Origin of the sequence: Gordonia sp. SCSIO 19800, assembly GCF_018132775.1 — a bacterium.
GTDB classification, from domain to species: Bacteria; Actinomycetota; Actinomycetes; order Mycobacteriales; family Mycobacteriaceae; genus Gordonia; species Gordonia hongkongensis.
Window position 1 is genome coordinate 21775 of the sequence record NZ_JAGRQM010000024.1, and the last position, 15330, is coordinate 37104.

Sequence of the window (15330 nt, forward strand, 5' to 3'; positions counted from 1 at the left end):
TCAGGTGACATCTCGTTCATCAGCCTGCGCATCGCGAACCTCGCGATCGCGCTTCGCGAGTCGATCCTGGGCTTGGTTCGGCGGCCAGCGATGCTCACTTCCTCAAGGAAGTCGTCAGTCTCTTCATCGAAGTAGATCGTGCTCGGGCCCACGGTGCGCCCAGGCGAACCACCAGCGGCGTCAGTGGATGGCGCTGGCGCGGGGTTCTTCTTCGGCTTCGGTGTTGTGGGGCGAGGTTTCGCGGCCACCGTTACCGAGGGCTTAGTTGGTTCTGGTGGAGTGGGCGCGGCCGGCGCCGCTTCGACATTTGCCGTGGTTCTGACTTGCTCGGTGGTGGTCGTCGCAGACGGTGGCTGGTTGGACTCCCCCGACACTTCGCCGGGTCCGCTAGCGGTTTCGGTCGTGGATACCGGCGGCGCCGTGTGGCGCGGCGGTGGCATAGGCCGGGCTTTGGCCCGCTTCTCACGTTGTCTGGTCATGGCGTCAAGGCCGTTCATTGCACTCATCGGACATACTCCTGGACGAACTTCGCGGTTTCTTCGTATGCCTCGGCGACAGGTTGCAGTGCCTTCGCCGGCGGGTTCTCGGATGTAATCGCGATGCGTTTGGTGCGACGCTCGACGGCAACCGCTCTTGGGACCGGCGGACCCACCTGAACGGGGGTGCCCTCAACCGCCTTAGCTAGTCTTCTGAGCTCTGCTTCCGGTGGAACAGGCGGGATCATCGTCGGCGAGATGATGAGTGGGTAGTCCGGCATATCATTGATGAGCTCTTCGGTGGCAGTCAGATCGAGGTTGCGCAGTGGCGTCGGCACGATCACCGCGTGAGCAACACTGAGTGCACCGAACGCGGCGGGAGAGATCCCGGGGTGTGTGTCGACAACAACCCATTCAGTGTCCCAATCCTTCGCCCATCGCTCGAGCGCGTCGGCCACGACCTCGTGTTGGGGCATCTGGTCGTAAAGGTCAGGATGTCCGGGCACCAGCCGAGGCTTGCCGTGCCCCTTCAACGGGCGAGGTGTTCTACCGCTCTCAAACGCATCCAGGATCGGAATCCGCAGCCGTTCCAGCGGCCGATACCCCCACTTTCCAGTCACTCCCCCACCGTCGTGCTCGAAGTCGACCAGGACAGCGTCCAGCAGGTAGGCCAGCTCGTACGCTCCCGTACTCTTGCCCACCCCTCCCTTTCGAGAGTGATGCACGACGATCTTTGCCATTGTGGCCCTCCACTATTGAACGTTGTAGCGGCACAACGCTGGCACGATCTGCAAGCAGTCGTCCGGTTGCAACGTTGCACCTTTGTAGCGTTCAAACCTTGTAACTCCCTGCGGTTCAGCCGTTATAAGCACTAAACCCTGTAACTGTGTAACCCCGGAACCTTATAACGCCGGAGCCCTCAAACGTTGGAACGACACAACGCTGCAAGCGTTAACCTTTTAACGTTCTAGTGTTGTCGTCCTGGAACTTTTGAACGTTGCCCAGCTACAACGTTGCGATGGTCGAACGCTACAAGGTTTAAGTGTTGTAGTTATTTAAGCTTACAACGATGTAACGTGACAACCCTACAACGTTGTCCGTGCATAACCTCTCAACCGCAAAACGTTGTAACTGGACCAACGTTGTAGCGCTACAACACCACTCAGTGGCTGGTGACGGTCATCCGGGTGATGTGGTCACATCGCGCGACGACGTCGCCCAGGTCTCGGTAGCCGTCCTCGCCGCATAGGGAGCAGTTGGCGATTGCTCGTCGGCGAGCTGCGGCTGCTCGGCGGAACTCGGCCTCGCGAGCTTCTTCGGCGGCCGCGGGACGGTCTTCCATGTCGCCGTGCTTCTTGAGCAGCCCTCCGAGGAGTCGTACCGGGTCGCTGGGGTCGGTGGCGATCCAACCTCCGAGGCTGACGTGGTCACGTAAGAGCTGGTCGAGGTCCGCCGGAGTCCACCCGAATGCAGCAGGTTTCGCGAGAACTGCGGCGAGCCGACCAAGGGAGCATTTTGCTGCCCACGGCGGTGCTGTAGCGCTGTGGCGCCATTTGTGGCCCAGCAGCAGGCCCTTCTGATTATGCCGTGGGCGAGCTTTGAGCGCTGGCCGGCGAACTCCTGTGGTCCTGGAGTCGCGCGAAGCGCGGCTTTGGTTCTCTCTGGCTTTGCCGGTTGCGGATAGTGAGTTTTGACCAAGGGGAGGGGGGGTCCTAAAGGACCCCTGTCGGGGGTGGGGTGTCGCGAGAGGGTCGGTAGCGAGTTTGATGCGCCTGACCTGTGCATTGTTCGGCGGATGCAGGGCGTAGACACTCGCCCAGCCACGCCCCTTATCTCCCTTGCGCCAGGACGCCATCCGCTCGCGGAGAGTGCGCTGCCGGCCACGAAGAACCTCGGTGGCCGCCCCAATGAGGCGGAGGAACGCAGAGGCTCGCTGGACAGTGCGTTCGCCAAGTCCAGTGCGGGCCATGATGGTTGCAACCGAGAGTCGAGAGTTGCGGCCGGTCTCCCAATCGGCAGCAGATGCGCGCGCTGCGGCGACTTTGACCACGGCCTGTTTGCTGACTCCACCCCGTCCTTGCTTGTCCGCCAAGGCCGGTCGCAGGGTGGGGTAGTGGAGGTCGTAGGCGATCTGGATCTGCATGAGGTAGTCGATGTCGCTGTACCACGCGGCGACGCCCGCGTAGGCCAGACGTGGGAGGTCAAGCCGGACGCGAGCGGGCGGCTCGATGTGGACGACACCATTCACGCCCTGGCCGATACGGATGCGCACGGGTGCTGTGGTGCGGATGACGCCTCGCCGACGTCGAGTAGGGGAGGAGCCGTAATAGAGCCGTGTTCCGCAGGCGCGAGCGAGCGCCTGTGCGGATCGAAGATCACGATTCGACACGCTGGATGTAGCAGGGATTGCGGGTACCAAAGGGTGCGCGCTACCCTGAGACCTGTCACGCAAGACAGTCCCTTCGGGGAATCAGGGAACGAGATTGCCGCCTCGTCCCTCAAACTTCACGAACGCCCTCGGTTGCCGCCGGGGGCGTTCGTCATTTAGTTAGGCGCCAAGCTGAAGCTGGATCACCTCCTGGCGAAGCTTTGCGGGAATCAAGTCTGGTCGTCCTGCCTTCTCCGCGATTGCGGCAGCAACCCACTCCGACATGGAGATAGCCACGCCGTACTTCTCCTTGAGCTTCTCGGCCTCACTCTTGGCGAGTGCCTTGATCTCGGCGGTCTGACGCATGTTCATGTGCTCGGTGTGGGTTTTGAATCGGGGGTCAGGCATCGCGGCCTCCTTCATTCGGACGGTTGCCGTCGCCGTCCACTTTGCGTCACAAGTGCGGACGATACTGGGAGCGACACGCCGAATCCGCAGACTTTACGAATCTAACACGACAGGGATCGGCACACATTCGGTAATGTGTGCCGATCCCTGTCGGTCAGATGCGGTTTGTGCTGTTTAGGAGCGTTTCATGTGTTGCGTGATGCTGTCTGCGAGTTCTTGAGGGTGCGTTTCGGGCAGCCAGTGGCTTCCACCCTTGATCTCTTGGAACTCCAGGTCACGCACAACTTCGGGGGTCCTTCGTGCGACGGCCCGATTGAAGAAGGCGTCGTTGGTGCCCCACAGATACAGAGTGGGTGGGGGAGGGGAGGCCTTGGCGATCTTGGCTGCGGCGGTCGGCTTTACGAGGTCGCGCAGCATCTGCCGATACCAGTTGAGTGCTCCAGTGGCTACGCCCGGTCGATTCATCAGGTCTTGGTAGTAGGACGCTCGTTCTGCTGGCAGGCCTGAGGCCTTTAGCAGAGTGGAAAGTCGACGTTTGATGATGATCTCGGGCAGGACGGGCAGTGCGATTGCCCCCATGTACCAGCTACGCACCAGCTGACCAGTGTGCGTCCATGCCCAGGACAGCGCGGCCGGGTGCGGTGTGGACACCACGGTGGCAGTCTTCATCCTGTGAGCGTGGGTCTTTCGCATGGTCCAGACCAGCGATCCGCCCCAGTCGTGTCCGATCACGTGCGCAGACTCCAGGCCGTGCCCATCGAGCAGCGCGACGACGTCGCCAACGAGAGCGGCGACGGTGTACTCCGCCAGCTTTGCGGGTTGGGCCTGCGGTGAGTAGCCCCGCAGGTCGGGGATCAGAACGTGGTAACCGTTCTCGACGAGGAACGATGCGACCTGCGTCCAGGAAGTGGAGTCCTGCGGGAACCCGTGAAGGAGAACAGCCGTCTCGCCATCCTTCGGCCCCAGCTCGGTGTACTGCAGCGTCAGTGTGCCCGAACTGAATGTCTGCACGGTGGGGATTCCTCTCCTGGCATTGTCGGCTGAGCGGGTATGTTGCACCCCAGGTTGTCAGACCGCAGTCGGGAGGTCGATACGGGTGGTGAATTTCGCAATGCCAGGGCTTAGCTCCTGGATGGCACGACGCGAGTCCCAGCCTGGACTCGTAGAGAAGGTCCTGTCGGAGATTCCGGTCGTTCCCCCGTGGACCGTAGATGAGTTCTGCAGCTGGATCGAGAACCGCTACGACCGTAAGGTGATCCTCTCCCCCTGGCAGACCGAGGCACCAAACGCGGGAGAACCGGGATCGTGCGGCCTGCTGTGGGTGACCCGAGATGCATTCATCATCAACTACGACGACACCAGGAGTGAACGCCACCAGCGGCAACAGATCTTTCACGAGATCGGACACATCCTTTGCGATCACCAGGGCGGGCAATGGAATCCAACCGCCATGGCGGCACTGGCCGATGGTCTTGACCTGAATATGGTTGAGCGTGTGTTGCATCGCAGCGTGTTCGACAGCCAAGAGGAGAACGCTGCGGAGCTCGTCGGTACCCGTTTGGCGGTTCTGAGCCGCGGACAGCGCGGCGATGGGCGGTTTGATCGGATCGCAAGCGCATTCTTCGAACCGTTGAAGCAGTGAGACCCAGCGACGTTCTCGTTCAGCAGACCACCACCGCTGTACCGACGTGGATTTGCGGCCCGGTAATCGCGATTGCGCTGGCGCTGATCGGTTATCGGATGCTGATCCTTCGAGATCGCCGACCTACCACGACCGCAGCACACTGGTACGCCTTGTTCATCGTGGTCTATGCGGGGTTACGGGTCCCCGGCGTCCAGGACTGGATGATGGGGCACACGCCCCTCACGTTGGCGGATCTACGTGTAATCGGCGCGATACTGCAGGTGGCTGCGGCCGCAGCACTGCTGTTGCTTGGGCTACGGTGGCGATCGCGTAGTGGCACAACGTCATCGGCAGTGTGGTGGGCGGTGACTACAGGTGTGCTTGCGGCCGCCGTCCTGTTGGTGTGGGTCCACGCACCTTTGCGGGCCAATCAGATGGCAATCGAGGAGCTCGACGGGTCGTGGCGCACGGGACTGTACTTAACCCTTCACAGCATTCTGTTCATCCCTGCCGAGCTTGTTGTCATAGCCACCTTATGGCAGATGGCAAAGACCGGTACGCGTAGCCGCCGGATTCTGGTACTGGCCTTATCCGCTGCCATCGCTTTCAGCATCATCAACCTGATGTGGGTGATGGGCGCCGGTTGGCTCATGAGCGCCGGTGTCGACGGGTCGTGGACCCAGCCTCGCTCGTCTGCTCGAAACGATTTCGCCCTCTACCCGACGTTGCTGCCTTGGCTCCCCGTTGGAATTCCCGCCGTCGTGGTGGATATTCGCCGTCGTCTTGGCCTCGACCACGCCCGTGAGCAGCGAATGGCCGAGCTACGCCCGATGTGGGAATCCCTGACAGCTGCTCTGCCGGCCTACCGACTCGCGGAACTGGGTCCGGCCGACGGGTTCCCGAGTGAGACCGAGCGGGAGCATCGGATGCGTATCGAACTCGAAGACACGATTTATGCCCTGTCGCGGAACCTACCCGAAGGTACGGCGTGGCCAGAATCAGCAGCTGGCCGCGCCCAGTTACTGCGGGAGGCACTACACGCATGGGAGGCGGGCAGACGAGCGGCGGTGCCGCCGGCCTCGACGGGCGAGACGCGGCCGCTATGGGCTAGTTCCGAGGCGGATCTCGATGCGGTGGCACGAGAATGGCGAAGTACCCCGACATGCCAGCAGACGCCAGAGCGGCAGACTACTGCGTCTGCGAGGGCGATTTGATCATCGCGCCGAGCGCGGAGCGCAGTTTGCGAACGAGATTCGGGTCTTGGTCCACGTCGCGAGTCGCAATGTGTTGAACTCCGAGATCCCGGGCTTCAGCGATGAGGGCCAACCGGTCATGCATGAGCAGGACCTGATCGTTTTCTGCCACGGACCGCGGGGCTGCCAAATAGCCGAGATCTTGGAGACCAAAAACCTGCCCCAGGGCCTGTCGCAGGTCGTCAGTCAGCACCGTGACTGAACCATCCCGCAAGCCGGCGATCAGAGCTTCATCGACCGGTGCATCAAGGATGGTCGAGGTTTTGTCAGCGATCTCTCGGTTGGTCAGCGGCGGCTGGTTCCTGGAGTGAGCGAAGGAAACCAGCCGATTCAGCCGATCGTTCAACGGGGGAGTGTTCATGAATCTCCTTGCTCGACGACATTGGAGAAACGGGTTTCGTAGCGCTGCTCGTCGTCGGGGTTAGGTGTCTCGTAGCCCGCTAGCCACCGAAGGTACCGAAGGTCATCCTGATCCTGCTCGGTACCGGCTTTAGACGGCGGTGCTCGAAGATGATCGTCGAGTACGAGTATGAGGTCGTTCAGCGAGCCCCTACGTCGGGCGATCTCAGCCTGACGCACGATCCACGCTCGGGTGAGCCGATCGATGGCATGACGAAGTTCTGACACACCCGCAGCCTGTCCCTCGGACAGATTCGGAAGGTCGTCGAGCGCGCGCCCCTTCTTGGTCAAATCGGCGAGCGCATCGGTGCGGAGGAAGACACCGTGTTCCGTAGCAGTGATAGGTGTAGGCGGTCGTCTAGTACCTATCGTGGCGGCACTGTCATTGCCTAGGCGTGGGTCGGGAAGAGGTGTGGGATCACCACCTTCAAAGGCGCGTCCTGCGCTGCCGGGTGTCCACCGCAGCGCATTATCGAGCTTGGCCAGCGTGACGTAATCGGGCCGCGTAGTCGTACCGCGTTCGATCTTGCGCAAGGTGAGATCGCTGGGACCGCCGGCGAGGCGAACGTCAGATTGTGACATCCCGAGCTCCTGGCGGCGCCTTTGAACTAAGCGCCCAAAGCGCGATGTATCGGCCACCCGTCGCACTTTAGGTGCTTGCGGTCGCCGAGTGCGTGACCGGCCGGCACGTACGCCTTCCATTCGCCCTACTTTCGGTGTATCTTCGGTTCTGCGAGCCGGCGTAACCGGCAAAAAACATCCGTTGTAGCGACAGTATTCCGATGCTGCGGCGAAGTTTCCGTTTCCGTTACGTCGTGTGCGACTCGTCTACGACTCAACCGGCCTCATAACCAAGGGAGAGCTGCGAGCACTAACCGAACCCATTCAGCATCTCGTGGACCGAGCTGAGGACCAGATTGCCGTCTTCCCCTCGGACTCGGCCCACGAGTGCATGTGAACAGCCCGAACCCCGATGCGGCAGCCAGGCACTTCGCAGTTTACGCGTGATGCGATGGCGTGCCGCTTCGAATCGATCGACTCGAAGCGAGGACTCGTGAACGGCGTAAACATCGATCAGCGGCAGACTTTGATGGTCCCGACCGCTCAGAGCGTTTGTGTTGCTGCCACAATCTACGGCCGCACAACCACATTCCGATGCAGCTCCCGCCGGCCGGGATTCGTATGCGTTCTCGGGGTGCCTTTCGCGGTTGGGTTGACTGTTGCGCATTGCAACGTGGGCCATCCGCTGCTGCCGACGTGGCTGGCGGAAAGCGGGCCGCAGTGAGCAACACATGGCGACGCCGCGGCGCCGTGGTGTCGGTGGCCGTCACCTTGGCCGCCGGAGGGCTGACCGCGACAGTCGCCGCTCCCGCCGAGGCCGCCGGGACCTGCCCCAGCCTCTACGTCCTGGGAGTTCAGGGCACGGGACAATCAGCGGCCAACGCCAGCCCGACCACGGACTCCGGGTTCTTGTCTTCTGTGATGAAACCGCTGATGACGATGGCCGGTTCCCTGGTGCAGCGTGCATACGTCCCGTATCCGGCCGGGTTCGGCGGAGCGGTCGGAAACTCGACAATGACCTTCGACCACTCGGTCTCGCACGCGATGACCCGAACCACCTCGATGATCAAGCAGGTCGCGGATCGCTGCGACGACACCCAGTTTGCGTTGACGGGCTACTCGCAGGGCGCGTTTGCCGCGGCTCGTGTCGCCCGCGACATCGGCCAAGGGCGAGGTCCCGTGTCGGCGGATCGGATTGCGGGAGTGTCACTGTTCGGCGATCCCACTCGGCCTGCGGGTTCTCCACTGTTTCCCGGACGCGACGGTGCCACCCGCCCTGACCCGGCTCCGGGCACCTCGGGCGATGCACTGATGTCAGTGCCTGTGCTGGACCAGCAGATGCCCGCGGGTGGTGGCATCGGCCCGACAGCAGACACGGTCAGCGACTACGGCGAGTTGACCGGACGGGTCGCATCCCATTGCCTGAGCGGTGATTTGGCGTGTGACGCGCCTGCGGACGCACCAGTCGTCCACCTGGTGACCAACATCGCGGGCCAGAGCAAGCTCGACCAGGACGATCCGGTGCAAACCTTGACGTCACTGGCCGAAGCGCTGGCGCTGACTACAGTCAAGACCGCGGTTCCGGTAATCAACGAGGATCTTCAGGGCGAAAGCCTGGATGAGTTGTCGTATCAGCCGGGCCAGTCGATATCGCAGCGTTTGGCGGTGGCCTCCGATCCGAGGACCCCGCTCCCCTCGGTCGGTGATGCGCTGGATGCGCTGGTGAAGGTCGGCACGATCGGGCTGAACGCGGTGATCACCGTAGCCAAGGACGTACTGACACCGGCCACAATCACCGCACTCGCGACAACCGGACTGGCCAACCCACCTGCGGCACTGGCGATGCTGGGAGCCAAGGCCCTCGAAGCCACGGTCAAGCTGGTACCACCGGCCACGGTGAACCGGTGGGCCAATGAAGCGTTCACTGCCGTTAAGCAGAACCTCTCAGACAACTCCGAGCTTCTCGATGTGTCGAACTTGGTGCGTTACTGGCAGACGGCGCAGCAGCACGCCAGCTACGGTTCGCGGGCCTCGACGTCTGCGGGGATGTCGGCAGCGGCATACACCGCGGCATGGTTTGCCGCACTCGCTGCGGACATAGCCGGAAAGACGTTGTCGCCCGGCTCTACTGGCGACACTCTCTTCTCGCCGGACACGAGTAGCGCGCCCTCGCCCGCCGTCGTACCGACCCTTCCGGACACCTCGACGACGGTGCCGGTCGCCGCTACCACCGAACCGTCGGAGACCTCACCAGTTCCCGACGATGACGGTTCGGCCAGTGAGTCGTCGCCGGCTCCCGAGGACGCCGACGATCCCGCCTCGCCCTCTGAGCCTGTTCCCACCGCCGAGTGACCCTTGCGTCCGGCTTCTTCCCGAAAGGGGGAGAGGAGATTTTGTTGACAACCAACAACTCTGATTCGAAATGGTTCGACACGGTCGCGGCGTGGGCGTACGCCGGCGGCACTCCTGCGAAGCATTTGGCGGACGACCTACGGGCAGCAGGCAAGGTGGTCGACCCCGCCCGCGGTCAGGACGACAACCTCGGGATCGGAGATGAATGGGGCTGGCTCGCTCACCTCGAGGAAGCACCAGACCTAGAGGCCCCGAGGCTTCCAGACCCCCTGACTATCGAGTCCGACGAACTGGACCTCGAGGACGACGGTCCTGCCGATGCCGCACCACCCAGCACAATCACGGGCCGCAAGGCTACGAGTCGACTTGGGCAGCGACGTCGTCCCCAGGGGAAGCGTCCGGCTGGCCGCATCCTGGCTGTCGCTCTGGCGGCATCGGTTGTCGTGATCGTCGCTGTCGGTGCGGGACTCGGGATGCTGTTCGGTGAGTCAGGTATGGATTCGGCACCGAAGGACCCAGTGGAGGTCCTCGCTGACACCGGCGGGATGACCGCAGCCGTCGATGACGACTGTCCCGAGGGCGTCGATGGTCCGGTGACCACCGGCAACGATTCGGGCGATCAGGAGTCGGGGCCGGGAGTGATCAAGGCCTTCGACTACGCCTACTACGTCGATCGTTCGGGAGAGCGGGCGCGGGCGGTGGCGACCCCGACGGGTGTCGGCAGCACTCAGGCGCTGCAAGCCAGCATCGACGGACTTCCTCCCGACACCGGACATTGCCTGCGCATCACCGACCGGGGAAATGGCTTGTACGCGGTGCAACTGACCGAGACCCGGCCAGGGGAACAGCCGATTGTCTACCCCCAGCTGATTCAGACCGTCCAGGCCGACGGCAAGACCTGGATTGCCTCCATCAAGAAAGACACCCCCTGAAGCGACCAACGAAACACGTTGGGCCGCTGAAGGACAACCCGAAAGGACCCCGTAAGACATGACCGCGAATCACTGCCACGACGGAAGGCATCAGCTGTCGACGCATCATCGCATGCTGGCCGCTGCGGTAGTCGCCGCAGCATTGGCCGCTGGCCTCGGTGCTGGCCCCGCGTTGGCCGTCCCGGAGCAAGGCGGCGCAACACCGAGCGCTCCTGAGGCACCCGAGCAGGGTGGCACAACTACGCCCAGTGTCCCCGAGCAGGGCGGCACAACTCCCGCCCCCAGCCCGCCGCCGGTGACCTATTCGCCGGGACCGGGCACGCTGCCGTCACCTCCACAGGAAGCGCCCTACCAACCGCTGACGGCCCCGCAGTACGACGACAACTACAGCCCGGTTCCGACAGCACCGGTCGGCCCGCCCCGGCCTGTCGCCCCGGTCCGTCCCATCGCCCCGCCGCCGGAGAAGATCCGAATCGGCAACTTCATCACCGACATTCCGCAGGGTATGTCGCGCCGCGATGTGACTTCGGTCAATGAGTGGGCGGCCTACACCGAAGCGAAGATTGCTCAAGGCCTGATCTCGGTGGGCGTGCCTGCCGACGAGGCGTCCCGCCAGGCCGCGGCCACCGTGATCGGCTTCGCCGCAGGCGGCGCAACGGGAGCAGCCGCCGCGGGTATCCCCGCTGCCGTTGTCGGCGGCGTGGGCGGCGCAGTGATCGGCGGCGTGGCCGGCGGCATGGTCTCGGGCGGGAACCCCATCAACGTCGCAGGTGGCGCCGGGATCGGTGCGGCGGCCGGTGCCGCGGTCTTGGGTATCCCGGCCGCGATTGCTGGTGGCGCTGCTGGTGGTCTGGCCGGCGGGATCATCGCGCACACGCTGGGCGCGGGCGATCCTGGCGCGAATCCGCGTCTTCCGGGACAGTCGGATCGACGTCGAGCTCCCCAGAGGCCCGAGGCGCCCGCGAATCCCGGTGCCAACCAGTTCGAGCTGAACCTCTCCGCCGATGAGGCCGCCAGGGTCGGGTTGCCCGCCGTGGACTACACGGTCACCGCCGGCGGAGACGTCAGCGCTTCGGTCGCGGTCGGCGGTCAGACGTTGCGGGCCGGTTGGTCGGGGGAGCAGGCGCGCGCACCGTACGCGGCCCTGGGCGCTGCTGCGCCGCAGGTGGAAAAGCAGGTGCACGAGGCGACCAAGCAGGCGGTCAGCGATCTGAACAAGGCCATTCCCGGTCTGCACGTGGAGTGGCCGCAGCAGAAGAAGCCCGCCCACCGCCGATAGGGCGCACGCCGCGGCATCGACCGAACAGGAGCACACGCTAATGAACGAATCGGCATCGTCCTGGTTGACCGGAACCGGGCCTCGGTCCTTGATCGAAGTTCCCAACCACCCCAGCACTTCCCAGCAGATCCCGGTGCGTGAACGACCCGTGCTGGTGTGCGGTACCAGCGGGGGAGTGGGCACCTCGGTGCTCTCGGCGCTCCTCGCCGACTACCGGGCCGCCGACGTGGGAGACCGGTCGTGGTGGGTCGACCTGTCGGGCAACGACACCGACGTCCCGCGCCGCTTCGGCGTGGACGCTGTTCCCGATCGCCGCCAGTGGCACTCCCCTCGGGGAGCCACGCTGTGGGCACCAGACGAGGGCACCGCCATTGGCGCTGTGCTCGAACAGGTATCGACCACCGGGCGCGGGGTCCCGGTGGTCGATGCCGGTGCGCGCGCCTTCAGCGTGGCCCAAGCGCTGCACCATGAGCCGCTGCCTGATGCAGTGACACCGGTTCTCGTGGTCAGCCCCCGACCGGACCTACTCAATCGGTCAAGGGAAGTGTTCGACTGCTGGGACGCGATGGGGCTGCTGGCCGACACGGTGCTGGTCATCGCATGCCAGGTGCCCACTTTGAATCACCTCGCGCTGACCGAACTCGTGCAGAACGCGGTGACCGGTCAGGTCGCCGCCGTGGTCGCGCTGGATTACGACCCGGTGCTGGGTGAAGGCACACACCTCGATCTGGAGCGGCAGGAGGCGTTGGCACCGCGCACCTGGGACGCCGTCTCGGAGCTGGCCGCCCACACCAGCTCCAGGACGGCCGATGGGCGACGTTCGGTGGTGTCGCAGTGATTGAGGTCCGTACCGAGCCGCTGCCGATCACTGGCGAGTTCCCGCCGCTGTTCGCGCTGATGGGTGCACACGGCGGAGCCGGTACGACCACACTCGCCCGGATGTGGGCGCCGGCCGCCGACACCGAGCGACGGTGGCCCACCTCGCCGCTGACCACCCGTCGCGTGCTCGTCGTGGCCCGCGAACACATGAGCGGCATCGCTGCGGCCGCCGACGTTCTGCGTGCGGCGCTGGACGAATCCGCGCCTATGGGGGTCACCGTGTGTGGACTGATCACCGTTGCCGCCCATCCAGGACGTCCGAGCAAGGACGTGGTGCGCTACGCGGGAACGGTGTCGGAGCTGGCTCCGCATTCCTATCGCATCCCGTGGGTCAAATCGTTGATCCCGCTGCTGCATCGGCAACTGCCGACATGGCGGCCCTCCGACGGGGTCAAGACCACGCAACAGACCGCCGACGGCGTCATCGCGACTGTGCCGAGTCCGATTGCGGCAGTGGGACATCAAATCTGTGAGGACTTGGCAGCCGACCGTGCTGCCGAACGCAGCGATCCGTCCGTGACGGTCGCCTAAACACCGAGGGGAAACATCATGACCACCCGTTCTCTCATCACCGAAGCACAGCTGTTGGCCGTCGACTTCCAGGTCAATCCCACCGCGCCTCCCGGCTCGGAGAAGTTCATGACTCTCGTGTCGTGGGTGGGCTGGGGTGCGTGCCTGGCGGCTGTGTGCGCCCTGCTGATCGCGGGCGGCAAGTTCGGTTTCGACAAGCACCAGGGCACCGCCGACAGCGAGGCGGCCACCAAGGTCGCCAAGACCTGCATCGGCTGCGTCATCATCGCCGTCGCCGGCGGTCTCGTCGGAGGCCTGACCAGCTAATGAAAGGACCCACGAATGCACGTGCTGCACACACTGGCAGCGGGCAGCGACCTCCCCAAGGACGTCACCGAACCGCTCAATCTGCTTCTGGGCTGGATCATGTGGCTGATCTGTCTGACCGCGGTGGCGCGGCTGTTCTGGATCGGCGGGCAGATGGGGCACGTGCAAGATCACCCCGCCTCCGACCCGCCCGACACACCGCTGGGAGTGATCATCGGACTGATCGTGGCCGCAGCGTCCACCGGCATCGCCGGGGCGCTACTTACGGTCTGACCACGCTGGCCGCGCTGATCGCGCTGCTACCCCTCCTCACCGGCTGCGGGGGGAATTCCTCGACGTCTGCATCGCCATCGACGACGCCAGCACCGACAGCTCCACCGACCAACGTCGTGTGGACCTCATTCGCGGGGGTCAAGGTACCTGCCGCCGATGAAGGTCCGCGCAACAACCGCTATCAGTCAGTCCCCACCGGATATGCCCGCACGGGTGCCGGTGCGGCGCTGGCCGCGATCTCGGCGACCATCCGGATGTCGGTTGCCGACGACAACACGTGGCCGAATGTGGTCGGCACTCTCGTCGCGCCGTCGGCAGCACGAGATCAGTGGTCAGTCAATCGTGTTCAACTCTCGATCACCCAGCCGGTCCCGAAAGACAAAGCCCCCAGAGTCATCGGGTACACGGTCGAGTCCTTCACCCCGGATAAGGCGACCGTCGGCATCGTCACCCGCCAGTCCGACGACTCGATAACCAAGACCACGGCCACCGTGCGGTGGGTAGTCAGCGGTGACTGGTTGCTGGAGCTTCCCACCGTGGACAACACCACCAACCGCGTTCAGGCGCTCGATACCCCGCCAGCGGGCATGATCCACCTTCCCGAATCCAACTAGCAGGGAGAACTGCGCAATGGCGCTTCCAGGCATGACCGAATCCGAGACCCCTACCAGGCGCGCCTGGTGGAAGCGGCCTCGTGTGTGGACGGCGGTGGTCGTGGTGCTCGTGGCCACCAGCATCGCCGGACTGGCACTGCTCAGAGAGAGCGAGGACAGCAGCCAACCGAGGGTTGCTGTTCCGCCGCCGGTCGTGCAGGAACCGTCTGAATCACTGCCCGCCGACCCCAACGGCCCCTACACGGGCAGCGACGTCGACGTCATCGGGCGCGGTATGCGGGTTCCCGCCGACCCCCACGGCCACGTCCTGGAACAGACGTCGAAGACGTCGTCATCGCGGCTCACGCAGCCGATCGCCCCGCCGCAGGGACTGGAATGGCAGAAGGTCTACGGAGCGCCGATGCCGTTCAGTACCAGCGACGGTCCCACCGAGATCAGTGCCGACGGTGTGCCATCAGGTTTCAGCCGCACCCCGCAGGGCGCGGCGCTGGCAACCTTGCAGATCCTCATGCGTGCCACCTACGGGCCGCGCGAGGTCCGTCAGGCGATCCTCGACAGCTCGGTCATCGGTTCGGCCGAGCTGAAGAACATCGTCCTCAACGCGCCGAGTGAGCCGCAGTACCAGACGATCCCGGCAGCAGTGCAAATCCTCGAGGACCGCTACAGCGAGAACTCTGCATCGGTGCGCTGGATGTTCGGTCCCCTGCCCGCACCGGAGGAGTTCCCGACCACCAACGGCACCGTCTACCACGGTGGCGCGATCCCGGTGATCTGGGAGAACGGCCGCTGGAAACTGAAACTGACCGAGGCCGTCGTGTCGTCTGAACTCAGCGACTTCGAGGAGTACCTCGACGACCCGAGGTGGGCGACGACATGGTTCTGACCTCGGGCCGCGCGTGGCCGCGCCGGCTCCTCATCGCCGTCATCTTGGCCGTAGTTCTTCTCGTGCGGGTCCCGATCGGCCTGGGGGACAGCACCTCCGTCCCGCAGACGATTCCGGTAGCCGCTGCGGCGCCGAGCGGAGTCGACAGCGCAAAGGAGTGCGTCAAGAACCCGGTGGCAATGCTGACGAGCC

General features: G+C 64.2%; 17 protein-coding genes. 11 read left to right on the forward strand and 6 right to left on the reverse strand.

Going from position 1 to position 15330, the window contains the following annotated elements; genetic code table 11:
* Positions 1-502: 502 nt before the first annotated feature.
* The 4 genes from KB201_RS21130 to KB201_RS21145 all read right to left on the reverse strand — a co-directional run bounded on the left by KB201_RS21130 (position 503) and on the right by KB201_RS21145 (position 4263).
* Entirely contained in the window at positions 503-1216 is a 714-nt protein-coding gene (locus KB201_RS21130) for a ParA family protein (RefSeq protein WP_075863052.1), read from the reverse strand.
* Positions 1217-1638: 422 nt separating this feature from the next.
* Positions 1639-1818, reverse strand: a complete 180-nt coding sequence (locus tag KB201_RS21135; RefSeq protein ID WP_211540320.1) for a hypothetical protein — start codon at positions 1816-1818, stop codon at positions 1639-1641.
* Between the two features lie 1206 nt (positions 1819-3024).
* Complete coding sequence (locus KB201_RS21140; protein ID WP_211540322.1) at positions 3025-3252, reverse strand: hypothetical protein; 228 nt, start codon at positions 3250-3252, stop codon at positions 3025-3027.
* 174 nt (positions 3253-3426) lie between these two features.
* Complete coding sequence (locus KB201_RS21145) at positions 3427-4263, reverse strand: alpha/beta fold hydrolase (protein WP_211540324.1); 837 nt, start codon at positions 4261-4263, stop codon at positions 3427-3429.
* Between the two features lie 85 nt (positions 4264-4348).
* Between KB201_RS21145 and KB201_RS21150 the strand changes: the two genes are divergently transcribed.
* Both KB201_RS21150 and KB201_RS21155 read left to right on the forward strand, forming a co-directional pair.
* A complete protein-coding gene (locus tag KB201_RS21150) occupies positions 4349-4894 on the forward strand; it encodes an ImmA/IrrE family metallo-endopeptidase (protein ID WP_211540326.1) in 546 nt (181 codons plus the stop codon).
* Positions 4891-6090 (forward strand): DUF6545 domain-containing protein, encoded by a 1200-nt coding sequence (locus KB201_RS21155; protein ID WP_211540328.1) that lies wholly within the window; start codon positions 4891-4893, stop codon positions 6088-6090. The genes KB201_RS21150 and KB201_RS21155 overlap by 4 nt, the downstream gene beginning before the upstream one ends.
* Here the strand turns inward: KB201_RS21155 and KB201_RS21160 are convergent.
* A complete protein-coding gene (locus KB201_RS21160; RefSeq protein ID WP_211540330.1) occupies positions 6065-6490 on the reverse strand; it encodes a hypothetical protein in 426 nt (141 codons plus the stop codon). The two genes, KB201_RS21155 and KB201_RS21160, sit on opposite strands and share 26 nt — an antisense overlap.
* The gene (locus tag KB201_RS21165) at positions 6487-7230 is read right to left on the reverse strand and encodes a helix-turn-helix domain-containing protein (RefSeq protein WP_211540332.1); all 744 of its coding nucleotides are present in this window, start codon (positions 7228-7230) and stop codon (positions 6487-6489) included. The genes KB201_RS21160 and KB201_RS21165 overlap by 4 nt, the downstream gene beginning before the upstream one ends.
* Before the next feature lie 645 nt (positions 7231-7875).
* On the opposite strand from KB201_RS21165, the gene KB201_RS21170 reads away from it, so the two are divergent.
* From KB201_RS21170 to KB201_RS21205, 9 genes are all read left to right on the forward strand, one after another.
* Positions 7876-9441 (forward strand): cutinase family protein, encoded by a 1566-nt coding sequence (locus tag KB201_RS21170; RefSeq protein ID WP_374193965.1) that lies wholly within the window; start codon positions 7876-7878, stop codon positions 9439-9441.
* Positions 9442-9986: 545 nt separating this feature from the next.
* Positions 9987-10373: a hypothetical protein gene (locus tag KB201_RS25000; RefSeq protein ID WP_249146204.1), complete on the forward strand. Its 387-nt coding sequence runs from the start codon at positions 9987-9989 to the stop codon at positions 10371-10373.
* A gap of 58 nt (positions 10374-10431) precedes the next feature.
* Positions 10432-11652 (forward strand): hypothetical protein, encoded by a 1221-nt coding sequence (locus KB201_RS21180; RefSeq protein WP_249146207.1) that lies wholly within the window; start codon positions 10432-10434, stop codon positions 11650-11652.
* A 133-nt stretch (positions 11653-11785) separates the two neighbouring features.
* Complete coding sequence (locus KB201_RS21185; RefSeq protein ID WP_307848106.1) at positions 11786-12490, forward strand: hypothetical protein; 705 nt, start codon at positions 11786-11788, stop codon at positions 12488-12490.
* Positions 12487-13062, forward strand: coding sequence for a DUF6668 family protein (locus KB201_RS21190; protein WP_211540338.1), 576 nt, complete (start codon positions 12487-12489; stop codon positions 13060-13062). The genes KB201_RS21185 and KB201_RS21190 overlap by 4 nt, the downstream gene beginning before the upstream one ends.
* Before the next feature lie 18 nt (positions 13063-13080).
* On the forward strand, positions 13081-13368 hold the full coding sequence (locus KB201_RS21195; RefSeq protein WP_211540340.1) for a hypothetical protein: 288 nt from the start codon (positions 13081-13083) through the stop codon (positions 13366-13368).
* A gap of 15 nt (positions 13369-13383) precedes the next feature.
* The gene (locus KB201_RS25005; protein WP_249146208.1) at positions 13384-13641 is read left to right on the forward strand and encodes a hypothetical protein; all 258 of its coding nucleotides are present in this window, start codon (positions 13384-13386) and stop codon (positions 13639-13641) included.
* Between the two features lie 116 nt (positions 13642-13757).
* Complete coding sequence (locus KB201_RS21200; RefSeq protein WP_307848107.1) at positions 13758-14255, forward strand: hypothetical protein; 498 nt, start codon at positions 13758-13760, stop codon at positions 14253-14255.
* Positions 14256-14286: 31 nt separating this feature from the next.
* Entirely contained in the window at positions 14287-15138 is an 852-nt protein-coding gene (locus KB201_RS21205; protein ID WP_249146211.1) for a hypothetical protein, read from the forward strand.
* Positions 15139-15330 lie beyond the last annotated feature (192 nt).

Coding starts and splice junctions, on each gene's coding strand:
- KB201_RS21130 (WP_075863052.1), bottom strand. CDS start 1,216: ATGGCAAAGATCGTCGTGCATCACTCTCGAAAGGGAGGGGTGGGCAAG.
- KB201_RS21135 (WP_211540320.1), bottom strand. CDS start 1,818: ATGGAAGACCGTCCCGCGGCCGCCGAAGAAGCTCGCGAGGCCGAGTTC.
- KB201_RS21140 (WP_211540322.1), bottom strand. CDS start 3,252: ATGCCTGACCCCCGATTCAAAACCCACACCGAGCACATGAACATGCGT.
- KB201_RS21160 (WP_211540330.1), bottom strand. CDS start 6,490: ATGAACACTCCCCCGTTGAACGATCGGCTGAATCGGCTGGTTTCCTTC.
- KB201_RS21165 (WP_211540332.1), bottom strand. CDS start 7,230: ATGGAAGGCGTACGTGCCGGCCGGTCACGCACTCGGCGACCGCAAGCA.
- KB201_RS25000 (WP_249146204.1), top strand. CDS start 9,987: ATGACCGCAGCCGTCGATGACGACTGTCCCGAGGGCGTCGATGGTCCG.
- KB201_RS21180 (WP_249146207.1), top strand. CDS start 10,432: ATGACCGCGAATCACTGCCACGACGGAAGGCATCAGCTGTCGACGCAT.
- KB201_RS21195 (WP_211540340.1), top strand. CDS start 13,081: ATGACCACCCGTTCTCTCATCACCGAAGCACAGCTGTTGGCCGTCGAC.
- KB201_RS25005 (WP_249146208.1), top strand. CDS start 13,384: ATGCACGTGCTGCACACACTGGCAGCGGGCAGCGACCTCCCCAAGGAC.
- KB201_RS21205 (WP_249146211.1), top strand. CDS start 14,287: ATGACCGAATCCGAGACCCCTACCAGGCGCGCCTGGTGGAAGCGGCCT.